The following is a 17,441-nucleotide window of genomic DNA, read 5'->3' on the forward strand; positions in this document are numbered from 1 at the left end:
GTCTTATGCCTGAACTGAAAAAAAGCCTAACCGGCCTCGGCAATCGCCAGGTGGCGGCAGTGCCGCCCAGCGCGATCCGCGCCGTGGACAATAAAATCTCAACCATTCCCGGGATCATTAAGCTGACCCTGGGCGAGCCGGATTTTGCGGTGCCCGAGCACATTAAACAGGCAACAGATGCCGCCATTGATGCCGACTGGTCCCACTACGCGCCGTCCTTTGGCTATGCAAAGCTGCGCAAGGAGATCACCGATTACCTGGCGACCACGTTTGACGCGCATTACGATCCGCAAACCGAGGTGGTCGTGACCGTTGGCGCTACTGAGGGCATTCACGCCGCCATTGCCGGGCTGTTCAACCCTGGCGACACCATCATCATTCCCACGCCGACGTTCCCGCTGTACGAGGCGGTCGCGACGGTGGCCGGCCTGAACGTGGTCTTAGTCAACACGGCGCCGGCTTACCTGCTGACGCCGCAGCTGCTAAAAACCACGCTGGCGGCGCATCCGGATGCTAAGGGGCTGGTCCTGAACTACCCGAGCAACCCGACCGGGGCGACCTACACCCACGCGCAGCTACGCGAGCTGGCGGCGGTGATTGCAGACACGAATCTACTGGTGCTGTCCGACGAGATCTACGCCGAACTCAGCTACGAGGAAAAGCATATCAGCTTGGCGCACCTGCTGCCGAGCCAGACGGTGCTGATTTCCGGCCTGTCCAAGTCCCACGCGATGACCGGTTATCGCATTGGTTACTTGGCTGGGCCCGCGCCGCTGATGACACTGGCAGGCAAAATGCACCAGTTCATGGTGACGACGGCGGCCAGCCCGATGATGAAGGCGGCCGAAGAGGCGTTGAGTCCAGCCGGGGCTGGGGATGCCGAAGCGATGAAAAAGGTCTACCAACAGCGCCGAGACCTCATGATGGCGGCTCTAACACAGGTCGGCTTTTCGGCCCCAAAGCCGGCCGGGGCGTTTTACATTTTCGCCAAGCTGCCGGCTAAATTCGGCGAAGATGACGTGCAGTTCGTGTATGACCTGGCTGAGCACGCCAAGGTTGGGCTGGTGCCCGGCTCCGTGTTTGGTCCTGGCGGCGAAGGCCACGTGCGCTTGTCGTACGCGGCATCGACCAAGAATTTGACTGAGGCGGCCCAGCGCATTCAGCGCTTCGTTGCCCAAAAGGAGTAGAACAATGGCAAAAGCATATGTGGTGGCAATTTTAGGCGCGACCGGGGCGGTCGGCACGCGCATGATCGAACAACTCGAACAGTCGACGATTCCTGTCAAGGAAGTCCACCTGTTGGCGTCGTCGCGCTCTGCCGGCAAAACGCTGACCTTCAAGGGCCAGCCGGTGACGGTCGAGGAAGCAACACCGGATTCCTTTAACGGCGTCGACTTGGTGCTGGCCTCGGCCGGCGGTTCGGTGTCCGCTAAGCTTTTGCCCGAGGCGGTCAAACGCGGTGCCGTGTGCGTGGACAACACGTCACATTTTCGCATGGACGACAACGTCCCGCTGGTCGTGCCCGAGGTCAATCCCGATGCGCTCAACCACCACAACGGCATCATCGCCGACCCCAACTGCTCGACCATTCAGATGATGATGGCCCTGGAGCCGGTGCGCCGCGCGTTCGGCCTGCGCCGCATCATTGTCTCGACCTACCAGGCCGCCAGTGGCGCCGGGCAAAGCGCCATCAATGAACTGGAAGACGAGGCCCGCGATTACCTGGCCGACAAGCCGATGAACGCGGCCGTGCTGCCCGTCAAAGGCGCGGAGCACCACTACCCGCTGGCGTTCAACCTGCTGCCGCAGATCGACGTGTTCGAGGAGGACGGCTACACGCATGAAGAGTGGAAAATGATCCACGAAACCAAGAAAATCATGCTGGGTGACAAGAATTCGCCGGCCATCAAGGTCACCGCGACCTGCGTCCGCGTTCCGGTGCCGATCGCACACGGCGAGTCCGTGTGGTTCGAAGTCGGCGCGGGCAACACGCCGAGCGCCGATGAGCTGCGCGCGGCCATGAGTGGCTTTCCGGGCCTGGTCGTCCAGGACGACCCGGCCAACCAGGTTTACCCGCAGCCCATCAACGCGGCGGGTTCGCGCGACACCTTTGTCGGCCGCATTCGGCCGGATCAGGAGACCCCAGGTGCTTACAACCTCTGGGTCGTGTCCGACAATCTGCTGAAAGGTGCAGCCTGGAACGCGGTGCAGATCGCCGAAGAGCTGGTCGCACGCGACCTCGTGCACGTGCCTGCCGGTGCCGCAGAAAAGTTTATGTAAGGTCTCATGGTTCGATGCGGTTGCCAGCACCGGACCATTTTTTTGCTTGCTTGTCATTAAAAATTCGAGTAAGCTGGTCAAACTGAGATTTTAAGGAGAAACAAGATGAAAGTGCTTTTACCGTACCTGAAAAAATACCGCAGGGACGCCATCATCTCGACGCTGGCCGTGCTGGTGCTGGTCTTTGCGACCCTGTGGCAGCCGCGGCTGCTGCAAACGGTGATGACTGCCATCATGGCCAAGGACCGGGCGGCCGTCTGGCAAAACGGCATTTGGCTGATCGTGCTCGCAGCGATCGGCATTGTCGGCGGGGTCGTCAACACGGTGTACTCGGCGCGCCTGGCGCTGGGTGTCGCGACCGACTTGCGCGCGGACATCTACCGTCATGTCCAGTCGTTTGCTTACGCCGACGTTGAGACCTTTTCCGCGTCCAACTTGGTGGTGCGAATGACTAACGACGTCCAGCAGATCCAAGGTGCGGTGATGGCCGCCTTTCAGCAGGTGACGCGCATTCCGCTGCTGTTCTTCGGGGCGCTGGCGCTGGCTTTGACCACGATGCCGCAGCAGTGGTGGGTGATCCTCGCCATGTTGGTGATCATCGTGCTGGTCGCCGTGGTCGCCTTTCGCCAGATGAGCAGCCTGTTTGGCCGCACCCAGCAGCTGATTGAAAACGTCAATACCGTGGCCCGCGAGAACCTGATGGGCATCCGGGTGGTGAAGTCCTTCGTGCAGGAGGACAACCAGATCAAGACCTTCGCCAAGCCGTCTGACGAGCTGCGCGATGTGACCACCCGCATCGGCGAGCTGTTTGCCGTGCTGATGCCGGCTTTTTTCCTGACCGCCAATGTGGCGATTGCGGGATCCGTGTACCTGGTCGGCACGCAGGTCCTGGCGCACCCGGCTTACATCGCCGCAGTGTCCAGCTTTACCTCGTACCTCGGCCAGATTCTCTTTGCCGTGATCAACGGCTCGTTCATCATGACCTTCGCGTCCCGCGCGTTCATTTCGATGGGCCGGGTGCGCGAGGTGTTTGATCACCAGCCGAGCATGCACTTTGTGGACGGCCCTGAAAAAAAGGTCGCAGGTGACATCACGTTCGACCACGTGACCTTCACGTACCCCGGCGATGAGACGCCGACCCTGAAGGACGTGTCCTTCACCGTGCCGGCCGGCCAGATGCTGGGCATCGTCGGCGCGACCGGGTCGGGGAAAACGACCCTGGCCCAGCTGATTGCCCGCCTGTTTGATCCGGATTCTGGGCGCGTGCTGATTGGCGGCGTCGACGTGCGGGAGCTGCCGGAAGCGACCCTGCGCGACGCCGTGGCCTTTGTGCTGCAGCGCTCGACGCTGTTTTCCGGCACCATCGCGCAGAACCTGCGGCAGGTCAAAAAAGAGGCGACGGCGGCCAGCATGCACCGCGCTGCGGAAATCGCCCAGGCCGCCGAATTCATCGAGCGCCTGCCTGAGACCTACGATGCGCCGGTCGAGGAGCGCTCCGCCAACTTTTCCGGCGGGCAGAAGCAGCGCCTTGCCATCACGCGCGGCGTGATCGCCAATCCGGAGATCTTGATCCTGGACGACGCGACCTCGGCGCTGGATGCCAAGTCAGAGAAGCTGGTTCAGGAAGCCCTGGACCGCGACCTAAAGCACACGACGACGGTGGTCATTGCCGAGAAGATTTCGTCGATCATCCGCGCCGATTCTATCCTAGTGCTGGACGGCGGCCGCGTGGTCGGCGAGGGCACCCACCAGGAGCTGGTCCGCGACAACACCATTTATCAGGAAATTTACCAAACGCAAAAGGCTAAGGAAGGGAGGCTGCCGGCGTAATGAAAGACATCAAACTTGCCGGGCGTTACTACTGGCACTACCTCAAACCCTACGGCTGGCCGTTTTTCTGGAGCGCGGTTTTGATTGGCATCAGCACGGCCTGCGTCGTGATTGCGCCGACTTACCTGGGCCGCGCCATCAGCGAGCTGACCACCTATGTGCAGGCGTGGACGAACCCGGCCACGCGGGCCGGTGCCAGCCTGACCACGTTCCACCACACGCTGCTGTTTTACGTCCTGTTCTACTTCGGGGATGCGTCCTCGCTGCTGATCGCGTCCTGGCTGTTGGCCAAAGTCACCGCGTATTCGACCGGCACCATGCGCATCGGGCTGTTTCGCAAGATGCAGCGGATGAAGGTCGAGTACTTCGACCAGCACGCCGATGGGGACATTCTGGCGCGCTACACCAGCGACTTGGATAACATTTTCAACGCGCTGAACCAGGCGCTGATCGATTTTCTGCTGGCAATTGCCCAGATGATTGGCATTCTGATCATGATGTTCAACCAAAGCACCACCATGGCCTGGGTGACCATGAGCACGACGCCGGTCGCCCTGCTGATCGCGGCCTTGGTGATGAAAAAAGCCGCCGTTGCGGTCGATCAGCAACAAACCGACATCGGCGCCTTAAACGGCTACATCAATGAGCAGGTCACCGGCCAGAAGGTGATCATCACCAACGGCCTGCAGCACGACTCGGTTGAAGGCTTCAACACCTACAACCAGCGCGTGCGCAAAACCGCGACCCAGGGTCAGATTTGGTCCGGGATCTTGAGTCCGCTGCTGTCTGGGATGTCGCTGCTCAACACCGCCATCGTGATTTTTGCCGGCTCCTGGCTGGCGTTGAGCGGCAGTTTGAGCACCGGCGCTGCCCTGGCGTGGGTTGTCGTGTTCGTCAACTACGCGCAGCAGTACTACCAGCCGATCATCACGCTGACGTCGCTCTACGGCATGATCCAACTGGCCATCACCGGGGCGCGGCGGGTTGATGAGGTCCGCAGCCAGCCTGACGAGGTGCGACCGGTCAATGGCCAGCCCATCGACCACATCGACCGCGCGCTGAAAATTGATGACGTCCGCTTTTCCTACCTGCCGGGCAAGGAGATTCTCCATGGCGTGACCATCGACGTCAAAAAGGGTCAGATGGTGGCGCTGGTCGGGCCGACTGGATCCGGGAAGACGACGGTGATGAACCTGCTGAATCGCTTCTACGATGTGGATTCCGGCAGCATCACCATCGACGGCACCGACCTGCGGGAGTTCGACCTGGCGCAGCTGCGCCACACGGTCGGCATTGTGCTTCAGGATCCCCAGCTGTTCACCGGCACCATTGCGGATAACATTCGCTTCGGCGACCCGGAGGCGGGGATGGACCGGGTGATTGACGCGGCCAAGCAGGCCAACATTCACGACTTCATCGAAAGCCTGCCTGAGGGTTACGAGACCAAGGTGTCCGACGAGCAGAACATTTTCTCCGCGGGCCAAAAGCAGCTGATGAGCATCGCCCGCACGATTTTGACCGATCCGCGGCTGCTGATTCTCGACGAGGCGACGTCGAATGTCGACACCGTCACCGAGGCTAAGATCCAAGCCGCGATGGACAATGTGATCCAGGGTCGCACCAGTTTTGTCATCGCGCACCGGTTGAAGACGATTCTGAACGCGGACCGCATCGTGGTGCTGCAGCACGGTCGCATCATCGAGCAGGGCAGCCACCAGGAGCTGTTGGCCCAGCACGGCTTTTACGCCGAGTTGTACCGGAATCAAATGGTGTTTGAATAGTGAGTGAGAAAAGACGGCAGATGCCGCCTTTTTTCAATGCCAAGATACTTAGCAAGAAGATTTCCCGAGAAATACTGGCCGCCACGGCTGGTTGCTAGTATGCTTGGACAGATTCCTTTAATTTGAGTTGCGGAGGCAAATATGATCACAATCGGCACACAACTCAGTCAAGCCAGAAAACAGCTTCACTTCACCCAGCAGCAGGTCGCAGATGACCTGCACGTGGCGCGGCAAACCGTGTCCAGCTGGGAGACGGGGCGCTCGTTTCCGGATATTCAAAGCCTGTTGACGCTGAGCCGGCTGTATCATGTTTCCCTCGATGACTTATTGAAGGAGGGATCCGATATGGTTGAGGATCTGAAGCATCAAGAACGAATTGTTAAAAACGCGCGGAAGGTGTATCGCGCATCGCTACTGATCGACGTGATTTTGACCTTCTTTTTGGCAGCCAGTTTGGTTGGCTGGAACGGGGTCAAAACGACACCGCTTGGCGGTCTGCTGATTGCCGTGATGTTGTTAGCCAATATCACGGTACTGCCGGCAGTCAAAAAACGATATTTTGACATGATTCATCACAAGCAAACGGGGTGGGTCAAACGGAGCTTACTGATAATCATCGTGATGTCAGCCTTGCTGGGTTGGCAGTACTTCTCGCATGGGCTTAATAGTGATTTCTGGATGGAGTTGGCTGTGTCTGGGCTGTTCACGCCGTTGGTGATCTGGGCTTGGTGGCGTGATGAGAAAGACCGTCAGGCAAAATAAAACGAGCGACTCACTGGAAATTTCACCGTGAGCCGCTCGTTTTTGACTATTTCAGCGCGTCGGCGGCCAGGAAGAACCCGCCCATCACGCCGGCCTCGTCGTTCAGGCCGATGCGGACGATGTAATCGTCCAAGTCAGGCGTCGCGACATAGCCGTTGTTGTGCTCGGCAAACTTGGCGCGAATCTTTGGCAGCAGTTGTTTCTGGTGCATGATGCCGCCGCCGAAGACGATGATGTCGGGCGACAGCATCATAGCAGCGTTGACGCAGGCAATCGAGAGGTAGTCGGCTTCCAGGTCCCAGGCCGGATCGTCAGGGGCCAGCTCGGTGCCTTTTTTGCCGGCGCGTTCCTCAACTGCGGGACCGGCAGCCAGGCCTTCCAGGCAGTGGTTGGCGTGATATGGACAGCGGCCCTTGTAGGTATCACCAGGCAGCTGCGGCATCATGATGTGGCCCATCTCCGGGTTGGAGAAGCCTTGCAGCAGCTTGCCGTCGTGGACGTAGCCGGCGCCGATGCCGGTGCCGACAGTCCAGTACAGCATGTTCTTGTGGCCCTTGCCGGCGCCAGCCCGCCACTCTGCGTAACCGGCTTCGTTGACGTCGGTAGTGAAGGCGTAAGGAACATCGATCGCGGCCTTCATCGCGCCGAGAAAATTGTAGTCGCGCCAGCCGGGCTTGGGCGTCGAGGTGATGTAGCCGTATGTCGGACTGGCCGGATCGATGTCCGCTGGACCGAACGTCCCGATCCCAATGGCGTCCACCGGGTTATCCTGGAAGAACTTGATCACTGCCGGAATGGTTTCATCCGGCGTGCCCGTGGGGATGCGGACCTGCTTGTCTACCTTGCCATCTGCCGTGCCGGTCGCACAGACAAATTTGGTGCCGCCTGCTTCGATTGAACCTAAAATCATACTTGTCCCGCCTTTCAAAAAAGTTTCCCCTTAAGAATAGCGCTCCTGAATAGAAACCGCTACCTATGCTGATAAATCAACCTTCAGCACCGCTACTTACAAGTACTAAATCCCCGAATTAATAACTTTATGTCTCTAATCGCTGGACAGTCGTTTACAGTACGAGTACAATACAGGTTATTAATTCGGTTAGGGGCGAGGCTTATGTATGCCAAATACAAATCGGTTTCATTGATCATTCGTATCATTATTGGGTTGGCAGTGGGGTCGCTGCTGGCCTGGCTGGTTCCTTCGTGGACGGCGATTGGCATATTGGGCCAGCTTTTTGTCGGTGCTTTGAAAGGAATCGCGCCGGTCATGGTCTTCTTTTTGATCATGTCGGCGGTGTCCGGGTACAAGTCCGGCAGCACGAATCACTTCGGGACGGTCATCGTCTTGTACCTGAGTGCGACCCTGCTTTCGGCATTCGCGGCGGTCGGCGCGTCCTACCTGTTCCCAGTTCACCTGGTTTTGCCCAAAGCAGCGCACGTCGCGGCGGCCGCTGCCCCCAAAAGTTTGGGCAAAGTCCTGTCTGACCTGCTGACGAACGCGGTGGGGAACCCGCTGGCCGCAATCGTGAACGCCAATTACCTGTCGATCTTGTTCTGGGCGCTCATGATCGGTTTTGCGCTGCGGCTGACCTCCAAGCAGACACAGACGGTGATCAGGGAAATTTCCGGCGCCATCACCGGCGTGGCCCAGACGGTCATCCAATTTGCGCCGTTCGGGATCGCCGGTCTGATTTACACGACGATCAGCGAAACCGGTTTTGCTGGCGTCGCGCGGTACGGCCAGCTGGTCCTTTTGCTGGTCGGGACGATGGCCTTTGTTTATTTGGTCGTTTACCCGCTGATGGTGTTCGGCCTGACGCATCAGAACCCGTATCCGCTGACGCTGTGGACGCTGAAGCGCTCCGGTATTCCGGCATTCTTCACCCGCAGTTCAGCCGTCAACATTCCCATTAACCTGCAGGCCTGCGAGGACCTAGGGTTAAACAAGGCGTCCTACTCTGTGTCGATCCCACTCGGCGGCTCCGCCAACAGTGGTGGGGCGGCGATCACGGTCTCAGTCATGACCCTTGCCGCCTGCACGACGCTGGGCATTCACGTCTCGTTCCCACTGGCTTTCCTGCTTTGCCTGCTGACGGCACTGGCCGCCACTGGCGCGTCCGGCATTGCCGGTGGATCGTTATTGATCATTCCGATGGCCGCGTCGCTGTTTGGCATCAACAATGACATCGCGATGCAAGTGGTCGGAATCGGGTTTATCATCGGGGTCATTCAGGATTCTGTCGAGACGGCGGTCAATTCAGCTTCGGATCTTCTGTTCACCGCGACTGCTGAATACGCCGACGCCCGCAAAAGTGGGCATCCGGTCGATATGAAGGCCGCCGTTCACGCGGCGGATCGCCAGGGCGACGAGGACGAGGAAGTCACCGATGCGGTCCCGCAGGAAAACTGATCGTTTCATCAAACCGCTGAACAACCGTGTGCAGCGGTTTTTTGCTGTGCTTAGGACTTACCCAACATTTTTGGGTTCGGTTTCACTATCGCGGGCTGAATATGGTAAACTTTGAGCAATCTAACAAAGGATAGGTGATACGATGAGTCAAGCAACGGCATACATTGAAGCAGTTAAGCAGACCATTCAAAAGCGTGATCCGAATCAGCCCGAGTTCCAAGAGGCGGTATTCAGTTTTCTCGACGCGGTCACGCCGGTGTTCGAAAAACACCCGGAGTACATCGCGGCCAGCATTCTGGAACGCCTGACCGAGCCCGAGCGGGCGGTTCAGTTCCAAGTCGCCTGGCAGGACGACGAAGGGCACATGCAGGTCAATCGCGGCTTTCGGGTCCAGTTCAACTCCGCTATCGGGCCGTACAAGGGCGGTTTGCGGTTGCACCCGTCGGTCAACCTGTCCATCATTAAGTTTCTCGGGTTCGAGCAGGTGTTCAAGAATTCGCTGACGGGCTTGCCGATCGGCGGGGCCAAGGGCGGTTCGGATTTTGACCCCAAGGGCAAATCCGACGCCGAGATCATGCGCTTTTGCCAGAGTTTCATGATCGAGCTGCAGAAGTACATCGGTCCGGACTTGGACGTGCCGGCTGGTGACATTGGCGTTGGCGGCCGCGAGATCGGCTACCTTTACGGGATGTACAAGCGCCTGCGCGAGTCCGACCGCGGCGTGTTGACTGGTAAGGGGCTGAGCTACGGCGGCTCGCTGGCCCGCACTGAGGCGACCGGGTTCGGTCTGCTGTACTACCTCGACGAAATGCTGAAGCACAACGACCAGACGCTGGCCGGCAAGCGCATCGTGGTGTCCGGTGCCGGCAACGTCGCCATTTACGCGATTCAAAAGGCCCAGGAACTCGGGGCGACCGTGATTTCTGCCTCTGATTCCACTGGCTACGTGATCCAAGACGCGGGCATCGACCTGCCAACCCTGAAGAAGGTCAAGGAGGTCAAGCGCGGGCGCATGAGCGACTACGCCAACGCGGTGTCCGGTGCGACGTACCACGAAGGGTCACTGTGGGATGCCGAAGGGCTTCAGTACGACATTGCGCTGCCGTGCGCGACGCAAAATGAGATCAACGGCGAGCAGGCCGCCCGGATCGTCAAAGCGGGCGCAATTGCAGTGGCCGAAGGCGCGAACATGCCAAGCACCCCTGAGGCCATCGCCGAGTACCAGAAGGCCGGTTTGCTGTTCGGCCCGGCCAAGGCGGCTAATGCAGGCGGCGTTGCGGTGTCCGAGCTGGAAATGAGCCAGAATTCGCGGCGCCAGGCCGACAGCTTTGCCACGGTCGACGGCGAGCTTAAGGACATTATGGTCAACATTTTCCAAAAGTCCGTGGCGGCGGCCAAAGAATACGACTTGGGTGAAGATTACGACGCCGGTGCCAACATTGCCGGCTTCACCAAGGTCGCCGAGGCCATGCTGGCCCAGGGCTGGTAGAGTTAATTTTCTCGGTGAGAGGCGTCTGCACTCGTGCAGACGCCTTTTAAATAGGCTGAAAAAACCGCCTGCATAATCGCAGACGGTCGGGGGTTGAGTTAGGCGTCTTCACCCAGGTGCTGCCAGACGCCGGTTTTCTTATCCAGTTGTTTGGCGATGGTCCGGATGGCCTCGAGGTCTTCCGTTGAAATGAGGTTGACGTCGATCGTGTAGTTGGCGTCGAACTCACGGCTCATCTGCTTCATTAACGCGTTGCGGCGCTGACGGGGCGGATTTTTCACCTTCAGGATCAGGGTCGAGTGAATTACGGCCATGCCAGAAACATTTTCCCAGGGCAGGTAATTGCCGCGCCACGCGAAGACGGCGGTGTTGTCGGTGATGCCCTGGTGGTCAAAAATCAGACTGGGGTGGCTGAGGCCGGATAGCAGCTGGACAATGAAGTACGCGATACCGACAGCGAGGATCGCCCAGCCGATGATCATGACGGTTTGGCCGGTCGCGCCGCCGATGACGGCGCCCTGGCGAGTCACAATGACGCCGGCCGCGAAGACCAGCGCGAAGCCGACCAGCAACTGGAAGAACAGGTGAAAGAGATTTGGCTTGATCGTAAGAGGTTTAATGTCGTTCAAAAAAGGACCTGCTTTCTGCTAAGTAATGGCGCTGCTTTTGATTGTAACGCGAATCTTTTCGTTTGCGTGGACATTTAATTAGTTTTTCTTGGCGGTCCGTGTTATACTAGGTTCAAGTAATTGATGAACTGAAACAGTTGTGCTAGCATAATGGATTTCTTTCAGCGATTACCAAGTTGTTTTGTCACTTATGTATTAATGAAGGAGATTCACACATTATGCAACAGGGTACTGTTAAATGGTTCAACGCTGATAAGGGTTACGGCTTCATCACTGGTGAAGACGGCAAGGACGTATTCGTTCACTTCTCCGCCATCCAAGGCGACGGCTACAAGACGCTTGACGAAGGCCAAGCTGTTAGCTTCGAAGTAGAACAAAGCGACCGCGGCCCACAAGCTGCTAACGTTACAAAGCTGTAATCTACAGCGTTGGGAAAGCACTCATCCGACTTTTGCCGGGTGGGTGCTTTTTTTTGCGCAGACTGTTAACGGCTTTGCCGTTTACAGTCTGCCACTCGACGCAAAGCCGCGGAGCGGGTTTGCTAGAGAGCGGCGTTGGAGCCTTGTCGCTTGAAAAGCAGAGCCAACTCATCCACCTATCCAAACGGCTCATCGCGCAGCGCCGCGCGCACGATCACCTTCGCAATCGCGGCCGGGGATTCGCGCGCACCACTTTTTAGCCAGCTAGTAATTACCTGCACGGCGCCGTTCAGATAGAACGTGAAGTAGTATTCCAGCAGGGCAGGGTCGGTTTCGTGATACCACTTGCGATAGCGAGCCAGGGATTCCTCACGCAGCGGGTTGAGCACGGCAAGCAGCAATGGGCTGGCAGTCAGGTTGCGGATGATGATCTCGGTGGCGGCGGCATTTTCGCGGACCAGCGTGAGGATCGGCGTCAGCCAGGCAGCCATGTCGGTGCGCGGACGGTTGACCAAGGCGCCAACTTGGTCAACGAGGTCCAGTTCAATGGCGTTGAACAACGCCTGCGTGTCCTGGTAGTGTGTGTAAAAGGTGCCGCGGTTGATGTCTGCCTCCCGACACAGCGCGGCGACACTGATTTTTTGCAGCGGCATTTCAGCCAGCAGCGCCAGCATGGCATCTTTCAGCTGCCGTTCGGTGGCTTGGGCGCGTCGATTATTCTTGGTGCCGACCATTGGGTTTCCTTCTTTCAAACAGTTTGGCGTGATTTGTTTAATTAATGACAGCATCCGCTGGAGTTGTCGGTTGAACTGATTCGAGCATACCTGCATAATAGCATTATATCAACACACTGTTGGATTAATGGAGGGCAATTTTGGCATACATCGAAGTCCGCAACGAATTTAAAAAGTATCAAATGGGAGAAACTGAGATCATCGCCAACAACGACGTCTCTTTTAACTGTGAAAAGGGCCAGCTAACGGTGATTCTGGGGCCGTCTGGGGCCGGCAAGTCGACCGTGCTGAACATTTTAGGCGGCATGGACGTGCCCACCTCGGGCCAGGTCATTATCGACGGCGTGGACATTGCCCGCTTCAACGACAAGCAGCTGACCGAGTTTCGGCGACACAACGTCGGGTTTGTCTTCCAGTTTTACAACCTGATCCCGAACCTCACCACCAAGGAAAACGTGGAGTTGGCCAACTCGATTGTTGACGACGCGCGTGATGCCGAGGCGACGCTCAAGGCGGTTGGCCTGGCGGACCGGATCGACAATTTTCCCTCCCAGCTGTCCGGCGGGGAGCAGCAGCGCGTCGCCATTGCCCGCGCGCTGGCGAAGAATCCCAAGCTCTTGCTGTGCGACGAGCCGACCGGGGCGCTGGATTACGAAACCGGCAAGCAGGTCCTGCAGCTTTTGCAGGATGCCTCGCGCAAGGACGGCACGACGGTCCTGATCATCACGCACAACTCGGCCCTGGCTCAAATGGCCGACCGCGTGATCCGGCTGAACGACGCCAAAGTGCGCTCGGTCACCGATAACGACAAGCCGCTGCCCATCGCGGACATCGAGTGGTAGGGGGCGGCATGATGAAGCCAATGCGGAAGAACATGTGGCGTGAGATTGGCGCCAACAAGGGGCGCTTCATCGCCATCGTGCTGATCATCCTGCTGGGGACGCTGACCTTTGTCGGTGTGCGCGCCGCCGGACCGGGGCTGGAAGATTCCATGGACCACACTGTCAAAACCGCGCACCTGGCCGACGTGCAGCTCCTGTCGACCACTGGGCTCACCAAGCAGGACGTGAAAACAGCCGAGCAGGTGAGCGGCGCCAAGGCTGAACTGACCCGCTTCAAGTACGTCACCGGGGGCAAGGGCGACCTGGCCATCGCCTTGTATGGCTACAGGAAAGCGGCCAAGCAGGACCGGCTGACCCTGACCGCCGGCCGCCTGCCCAGAGCCGCTGACGAAGTGCTGCTCGACACCCGCGCGAAAACCGAGTACCACTATCGCCTGGGTCAGACTTTTCGCTTCAGCAAGGACGCCGACCTGACACGCCGCGCTTTTAAAATTGTTGGCTTTGCGGATTCACCGCGGTACGTTGACAACAACGAGCGCGGGTCCACCAATGTCGGCGACGGGACGGTGCGCTTTTTTGCGTACGTGCAGCCCAAGCAGATGAATCTGGACGTGGCCACGCTGCTGTCCGTGCGGTTCGCGACTCTCCAAGGCGAAAGCAGTTACAGCAAGGCCTACAAGGATGACGTGGCGGCTAAAGTGGCCACGCTGAAGCGAGTCTTCAAGCCGCGCGCCAAGGCCCGCAATGCGGAATTGCTGGCTGCAGCGATGAAACCCATCGCCACCGAGCAGGCCAAGTTGGATGACGCGAAAAAGCAGCTGACTGCGGCCAGCGCGCAGGTCAAGGCCGCCTCACAAGGCGCGATGACGACTACGCCAGAACTGACGGCACAGACCCAGCAGATTGATGCGGCCCAGCAAAAACTGGATGCCGCCAAGAAAAAGGCGACATCGGCCATCAACACCAGCTACACGTGGCAAACGCGGGCGGACTTGCCCGGTTTTGCGTCCTTCGGCGACAGTGCGGATCGCATCGCGGCGATTGCCAACGTCTTCCCGTGGTTCTTCTTCCTGATTGCCGCGTTGATCACGTTCACGACCATCACGCGGATGGTCGAAGAGGCGCGCGGTCAAATTGGGACCTTCAAGGCCCTGGGTTATGGCAAGTGGGCCATCGCGCGCAACTACATTATGTACGCCCTGATGGCCGGGCTGCTGGGGACCATCGTCGGCAGCGTGGCCGGTAATTTGACCCTGCCACGGTTCATCGTGTCGCTGTACGACATGGTGATTCCGCTGACGCCAACGATTCCCCTGATGTGGGGCAGTTTTGCAATGGCCATTGGCTTTTCGCTGCTGGCGACGGTCGGGGCGGCGTGGCTGGTCACGCGGCGGGAACTGCGCGAGCGGCCGGCAGAGCTGATGCGGCCGGCTGCCCCTAAGTCCGCCAAGCGGATCCTACTGGAGCGCATTAAACCGCTGTGGCGCCACCTGTCGTTCAACCAGAAGGTCTCTTACCGGAACCTGTTTCGCTACAAGAGTCGCATGATCATGACCATCGTCGGTATTGCCGGGGGCACCGGTCTGCTTTTGACCGGCTTTGGGCTGCGCGATTCGATTGGGACCACCGCGGCTCACCAGTACGACGAGGTCTTCCACTATGACGCGACGGTGGCGCTGGCTCGTCCCAGCAAACAGGCCGAGGCGCTGCGCCTCGTCAAAGATTCCGGCAAGTACCAGGCGCACCAGGTCGTGACTGCCGACACGGGCAAGGCGAAAGCGCATGGTCAGCAAATCGCGGACATCAACTTGTACACGCCGGCGCGTCCGGCTAAGTTCGGCCAGTTCATCTCGCTCAGCCAATATGGCGACACTTACAAGTTGCCGACCCACGGCATCGTGATCGCGCAGAAGATCGCCAACCAGCTGAACGTGAAAAAGGGTGACACCATCACCTTCACTCGCACCGGCAAGCCGGCCAAGAAGGTCAAGGTCAGCGGTATCACCACCAACTACATCGGCGTGTTTGCGTACATGAGCCCGGGGGCGTACGCCAGGACCTTCGGCCGGAAGCCAGCGAAAAACGCACTGCTCCTGAAGCTGAAACCGATGTCCGGCAGCCAGCGCAATGACCTGGCGCACCAGCTGCTTAAACGCGGCGCGGCGCTGGGCACGAGCTTCAAGGCCGACGAGACTAAGTCGATCGGTAACATGGGTGCAACGCTGAATCCCGTGGTCCTGATTTTCATTCTGCTGTCCGGGGTGCTGTCGTTCGTGGTCCTGTACAACCTGACGAACATCAACGTGTCTGAGCGGATCCGCGAGCTGTCGACCATCAAGGTCCTGGGCTTCTACGACCGCGAAGTCACGATGTACATCGTGCGGGAAAACATCGTCATGACCATTGTCGGCATTCTCTTCGGCTACGGTGTTGGCTACGGCTTACTGGCCTACGTCCTGCATCAGGCCGAGACCACGCAGGTCATCTTCCCAGTGGTGATCAACCCGCTGAGCTATGTTTGGTCGACGCTGCTGATGGCGGCGTTCACCGGCATCGTGATGCTGGTCACCCACAAGCGACTGCAGCGCATCGACATGGTAGGGGCACTGAAGTCAAGTGAATAAGCGTTAAGAAGCGAGGCGAGGGCCTCGTTTTTTTGTCCCCCTTGTTCGGGTACCAATCCATGACACGGTAGGGGTCAAGGTGACATAATCGCTGGTGGGGACGGGCGGTTAAAAACTTTTTGAAGTAATTGGTTTACCGGACAGTTTGCAACTTGTGAAAGGTATAGGCCACAATCGAATGGATTGGTACGATAAAAATGGGTAGGCACAAGTGTTGACTAATGCGGACTATACCGCTATGATATTTAACGTATTGAGAAAGCGTTTTACGAAATCCTCCGGGAGAGAATTTTCTAACAGCCTAGACCACTCCGCAAAGCGCACAAAAGGAGGAGATTTCTATGCAGAAGTTTATGGACTGGCTGCAAAACACGATCATGCCACCGATGGCCAAGGTTGGGAACAACAAGTACCTAGTCTCGATTCGTAACGGCCTGGTGCTGACCCTGCCGGCGATCATTTCCGGTTCTGTCTTCATGATCCTGGCCAACATTCCGATCCCGGCCTGGACTCGTTTCATCAAGCCCTATGTCAACATGATGGGCGTGGCAACAAACGCGTCATTTGGGATCATTTCGCTGCTTGCCGTGATCGGTATCAGCTTTCAACTGGCCAAGGCGCTGGACGTTGACGCCATTTCTGCGGCCGGGTTGGGCACCATGGCGTTCATCGTGCTGTCGTTTAACGACAAGTACACGCTTGATACCGCCAACTTCTCGTCATCCGGTTTGTTTACTGCCATTATTACCGCGTTTGTCTCTGTTTTGATTTTTCACTTTTTTGAAAGTCGCAACATTGTCATCAAGCTGCCCGCCGGTGTGCCGGCTGCGGTTTCCAATTCATTCGTCGCACTGCTGCCTGGGTTTGTGATCCTGCTGCTGTTCTGGACAGTGCGCATGCCGCTTGGGATCGACATCAACAAGGTCGTCCAGGCCATCTTCCACCCGTTGCTGTTTGCGATGAACACACTGCCTGGGATCCTGGTCTACACGCTGCTGGTTTCGCTGCTGTGGGTCTGCGGGATCCACGGCGACATGACCCTGCAGGGCATTTCCGACCCGATCTTCCTGCAGTTCCTGACCGCTAACGCCACAGCGCTGGCGCATCACCAACCGCTGCCGTTCAACACCGCAATGGGCTTTTCCAGCCTGTTCGTCAACGTCGGCGGCACCGGCGCCACGATCACGCTGGTCATCCTGATGCTGTTTTCCAAATCCAAGACGTACAAGGAACTGGGGCGCGTCGCGTTTCCAAGTGCGCTGTTTGAAATCAACGAACCTGTCATCTTCGGGTTCCCGCTGGTCATGAACCCGATCACGATGATCCCGTTCATCGGGGTACCATTAATTCTGGCGACCGGGACGTTCATTTTGATGAGCATCGGCTGGGTCTCTGCACCGTCTGCGATGGTGCCATGGACGATGCCGCCAATCATCGGGCCGCTGATGGCCACCAACTGGGACTGGCGGGCCGCGGTGTGGTCAGCCGTCGAGCTGGTCATCGCGACTGCCTGCTACTACCCGTTCTTCAAGACTGCGGAGAAACAGATGATTGCAGCCGAAAACAAGCCTGCTGATGAGGCGAAAGCTGAGGCTTAACACAGACACGTCCGGCTCGCGTATACTCGCGAACCGGGCGTTC

General features: G+C 58.3%; 14 protein-coding genes. 11 read left to right on the plus strand and 3 right to left on the minus strand.

Features of this window, described 5'->3' with window-relative positions:
- Window positions 1-5 precede the first annotated feature (5 nt).
- The 5 genes from FC75_RS08685 (at window position 6) to FC75_RS08705 (ending at window position 6,653) form a co-directional block, all read left to right on the plus strand.
- Window positions 6-1,187 (plus strand): aminotransferase class I/II-fold pyridoxal phosphate-dependent enzyme, encoded by a 1,182-nt coding sequence (locus tag FC75_RS08685; protein WP_056989662.1) that lies wholly within the window; start codon window positions 6-8, stop codon window positions 1,185-1,187.
- 4 nt (window positions 1,188-1,191) lie between these two features.
- Window positions 1,192-2,280 carry an aspartate-semialdehyde dehydrogenase gene (locus FC75_RS08690; protein ID WP_056989663.1) on the plus strand — a complete coding sequence of 363 codons (1,089 nt, stop codon included), beginning with the start codon at window positions 1,192-1,194 and terminating at the stop codon, window positions 2,278-2,280.
- Window positions 2,281-2,385: 105 nt separating this feature from the next.
- A complete protein-coding gene (locus FC75_RS08695) occupies window positions 2,386-4,110 on the plus strand; it encodes an ABC transporter ATP-binding protein (protein WP_056989664.1) in 1,725 nt (574 codons plus the stop codon).
- Window positions 4,110-5,891: an ABC transporter ATP-binding protein gene (locus FC75_RS08700; protein WP_056989665.1), complete on the plus strand. Its 1,782-nt coding sequence runs from the start codon at window positions 4,110-4,112 to the stop codon at window positions 5,889-5,891. Before FC75_RS08695 ends, FC75_RS08700 begins: the two co-directional genes overlap by 1 nt.
- A 141-nt stretch (window positions 5,892-6,032) precedes the next feature.
- Entirely contained in the window at window positions 6,033-6,653 is a 621-nt protein-coding gene (locus FC75_RS08705; RefSeq protein ID WP_056989666.1) for a helix-turn-helix transcriptional regulator, read from the plus strand.
- 46 nt (window positions 6,654-6,699) lie between these two features.
- Here the strand turns inward: FC75_RS08705 and FC75_RS08710 are convergent, their stop codons facing one another.
- Window positions 6,700-7,563 (minus strand): ROK family protein, encoded by an 864-nt coding sequence (locus FC75_RS08710; RefSeq protein ID WP_056989667.1) that lies wholly within the window; start codon window positions 7,561-7,563, stop codon window positions 6,700-6,702.
- Window positions 7,564-7,767: 204 nt separating this feature from the next.
- Between FC75_RS08710 and sstT the strand changes: the two genes are divergently transcribed.
- A complete protein-coding gene (gene sstT / locus FC75_RS08715; protein ID WP_054662241.1) occupies window positions 7,768-9,063 on the plus strand; it encodes a serine/threonine transporter SstT in 1,296 nt (431 codons plus the stop codon).
- Between the two features lie 142 nt (window positions 9,064-9,205).
- Window positions 9,206-10,552 carry an NADP-specific glutamate dehydrogenase gene (gene gdhA / locus FC75_RS08720; RefSeq protein WP_056989668.1) on the plus strand — a complete coding sequence of 449 codons (1,347 nt, stop codon included), beginning with the start codon at window positions 9,206-9,208 and terminating at the stop codon, window positions 10,550-10,552.
- A gap of 98 nt (window positions 10,553-10,650) precedes the next feature.
- Here gdhA and FC75_RS08725 read toward each other — a convergent pair whose 3' ends face one another.
- A complete protein-coding gene (locus tag FC75_RS08725) occupies window positions 10,651-11,181 on the minus strand; it encodes a hypothetical protein (protein ID WP_054662244.1) in 531 nt (176 codons plus the stop codon).
- 218 nt (window positions 11,182-11,399) lie between these two features.
- Here FC75_RS08725 and FC75_RS08730 point away from each other — a divergent pair, with 218 nt between their 5' ends.
- Complete coding sequence (locus FC75_RS08730; protein ID WP_054662248.1) at window positions 11,400-11,600, plus strand: cold-shock protein; 201 nt, start codon at window positions 11,400-11,402, stop codon at window positions 11,598-11,600.
- Between the two features lie 176 nt (window positions 11,601-11,776).
- On the opposite strand, the gene FC75_RS08735 is transcribed toward FC75_RS08730, so the two are convergent.
- On the minus strand, window positions 11,777-12,352 hold the full coding sequence (locus tag FC75_RS08735) for a TetR/AcrR family transcriptional regulator (protein ID WP_162261106.1): 576 nt from the start codon (window positions 12,350-12,352) through the stop codon (window positions 11,777-11,779).
- 122 nt (window positions 12,353-12,474) lie between these two features.
- Here FC75_RS08735 and FC75_RS08740 point away from each other — a divergent pair, with 122 nt between their 5' ends.
- The 3 genes from FC75_RS08740 (at window position 12,475) to FC75_RS08750 (ending at window position 17,398) form a co-directional block, all read left to right on the plus strand.
- Complete coding sequence (locus FC75_RS08740) at window positions 12,475-13,176, plus strand: ABC transporter ATP-binding protein (protein ID WP_054662254.1); 702 nt, start codon at window positions 12,475-12,477, stop codon at window positions 13,174-13,176.
- Between the two features lie 11 nt (window positions 13,177-13,187).
- On the plus strand, window positions 13,188-15,800 hold the full coding sequence (locus tag FC75_RS08745; RefSeq protein ID WP_056989670.1) for an ABC transporter permease: 2,613 nt from the start codon (window positions 13,188-13,190) through the stop codon (window positions 15,798-15,800).
- 341 nt (window positions 15,801-16,141) lie between these two features.
- Window positions 16,142-17,398, plus strand: a complete 1,257-nt coding sequence (locus FC75_RS08750) for a PTS sugar transporter subunit IIC (RefSeq protein WP_056989671.1) — start codon at window positions 16,142-16,144, stop codon at window positions 17,396-17,398.
- Window positions 17,399-17,441: the final 43 nt, after the last annotated feature.

This window comes from Lacticaseibacillus camelliae DSM 22697 = JCM 13995 (assembly GCF_001436615.1).
Taxonomy (GTDB): domain Bacteria; phylum Bacillota; class Bacilli; order Lactobacillales; family Lactobacillaceae; genus Lacticaseibacillus; species Lacticaseibacillus camelliae.